This window comes from Veillonella sp. (assembly GCF_019414865.1).
Classification (GTDB): Bacteria; Bacillota; Negativicutes; order Veillonellales; family Veillonellaceae; genus Veillonella.
This window is the reverse complement of the sequence record NZ_DXLG01000171.1, coordinates 1-2,543: the sequence shown is the minus strand read 5'-3', so window position 1 is coordinate 2,543 and position 2,543 is coordinate 1. Positions and strand designations below refer to the sequence as shown.

At 35.3% G+C, this 2,543-nt stretch carries 2 protein-coding genes; both read left to right on the top strand.

All coding sequences use genetic code 11. From position 1 onward, the window contains the following. Positions 1-127 precede the first annotated feature (127 nt). Complete coding sequence (locus QZ334_RS07885) at positions 128-1,468, top strand: sensor histidine kinase (RefSeq protein ID WP_060924132.1); 1,341 nt, start codon at positions 128-130, stop codon at positions 1,466-1,468. Then, complete coding sequence (locus QZ334_RS07880; RefSeq protein WP_005387927.1) at positions 1,465-2,154, top strand: response regulator transcription factor; 690 nt, start codon at positions 1,465-1,467, stop codon at positions 2,152-2,154. The genes QZ334_RS07885 and QZ334_RS07880 overlap by 4 nt, the downstream gene beginning before the upstream one ends. Positions 2,155-2,543 lie beyond the last annotated feature (389 nt).

Genomic DNA, 2,543 nt, shown 5'->3' with positions numbered 1-2,543 from the left:
ATTATAAACTGACAATGAAGAAAATATGAAGGTCAAATCACTTTTTTATGCTTTTTACTTGCTTTAAGTATTAAAAATAGCGTAAACTATAAGAAGTATCTAATATTTATGATATTGAGGTAACCCTGTGAATTTACAAATACGGATTTGGATATCCAATGTTGTGCTCTTTGTAGTGCCTATTTTGATAGCAATTATCTTATTTTTGCTATACTTTACAGGTCTGCGCATATTGGCTAATGCCGGTTACTATTTGCGTATTGAGCAGGAACAACAGTTTAAAAGTGTCAGTCGAATCACTGAAACAATTACCTTTTATGGTTTAGAAAACAACTTAATAGATAGCTTAGTAAAGCCTAGCTATAGTCTACTCGATCCGAAGGAAGTATATGTAGAGGTATTAGATCAAGGTAATATGGTGTACAGCTATGGTAATCCTCAAATCTATAGCGCTTCTGCTATTGTTGGTCTTATTGATGTAAACCCTGAATTACAAGGTATTGTATATCAGTCCAATAATACGTTCGTATATGAAATGCGGAAATACGATGGGCGTCATGCTTATGTATATCATATTGCTATAAAGCGCGCTACTCATGGTAGTGATAGCTTAATGGAATCTGTATCTTTCTACATAATCATAGTTGCTATATTACTGTTTATTGTTACATTCTTTGCTATTAACCGATTTGTTACACGCTTTATCATGATTCATGTTAAGAATATGACAAAGTCCTTAGAAATGGCCAATCGTCAGATTGAAATGGAACAGGAGCAACAAAAAGAGTTACTAGCAGGGATATCCCATGATATTCGAACGCCGTTAACAGCTATTAAAGCGTATGCAGAAGGTGTTCGTGATGGTATTGCACCAACCGAAGAGCAACAAAAACGCTATATGGGAATCATTTTGAAACGTGCTAATGATTTAGATTCGATGTTAGAGGAGTTATTCCTCATTACCACATTGAATTACAAGAAAGAATCTCGTCCATCTGAACGAATTGAACTCGGTCAATATGTACGTGATTTTGTAGAAGATCATTTGGCTCCTTATCAAACAAGAGGTCTAGAAATTAAATTCCGTATAGCAGCGGAAAATGCTTTCATTAATGCAAACCCACAATTGTTACAGCGTGTTTTACAAAATGTGTTGAACAATAGTGCTAAGTATAAAATGGCCGATGTTGGTCATTGTGTTATTGATGTAACTAGTGATGATGATTTTGTATACTGTGTTATCAGTGATGATGGCCCAGGGGTACCACCAGAATCGCTAGAACGTCTAATGCGTCCATTCTACCGTGTAGATTCATCTCGTACGAATCCACAAGAAGGTAGTGGTCTTGGATTGTCGATTATTCGTCGAATTATGGAAATCTTTGAAGGCCGAGTTGTGATTGAAAATGTAAGACCACATGGTCTACGTATTATATTAGAATTTCCTAAACAAGGAGAAGAATCATGAGTGAACATATCTTAATTATTGAAGACGATTTGGATATCGCCAATATTGAGCGTGATTATTTGATGGTGGCAGGTTATGATGTAACTATTATGACTAATGGTACGGAGGGTATTGAGGCTGCCTTAAATACTCCTGTAGACCTTATCATCCTTGATGTTATGTTGCCAGAAATGGATGGTTTTGAAGTTTGCCGCCAAATTCGTGACAAGGTTCGTGTACCAATTGTTATGGTAACAGCTCGACTTGATGATATCGATAAAATCCGTGGTCTCGGCGTAGGTGCTGATGACTACATTGAAAAACCATTCTCTCCATCTGTATTGATTGCAAAAATCAAAGCTATGTTGGCACAATATAAACGCTTAACAGAGCGCGATGCAATGGAAACTAATGCGATTCAATCTGGAGAAATCCGTCTTGATCCTAAGATGATGAAAGTTTGGGTAAACGAAAAAGAAGTTCATCTTAAAAAGAAAGAATTCCAGTTATTAGAATTCTTGATGCGCAATCGTGATATCGTATTTAGTAAAGAAGAATTATACTCTCGCGTATGGGGCCTTGATTCTTATGGTGATTATGCAACTGTAGCGGTTCATATCAACCGTTTACGTGAAGAAATTGAAGATAATCCATCCGATAGTAAGCACATCATTACTGTATGGGGCGTTGGTTATAAATTTGTTTGATAACTGAAATCACTTTCATATTACGCTCACGTTTTTGGTGGCTGTTGATAAAATATGAGTTTATAGGAAGTTATTATATAGATATAATCAAAGATTTAAAAATTGTTTATATACTTCCTTTGATAGTTTAGATATTCCATGTATACTTATCTAAGTAAGGCTGAAGTTTGATTCTAGATAAGAAACAACTAAACTTCTCTCTCTTAATAAGTTCTCTCTCAACTTATCTAGATCACATATACTCTCTCTCAACAGTCCTTACACTCTCAAACTATATGCATAAAGGGCATTCCTAGCGACGGCTAGTGAATGCCCTTTATGTTTTATATGGTACATTTTTATATACATATGTTTTTATGTAATTTCTCTACAGTTGAATCGTCTTGAAA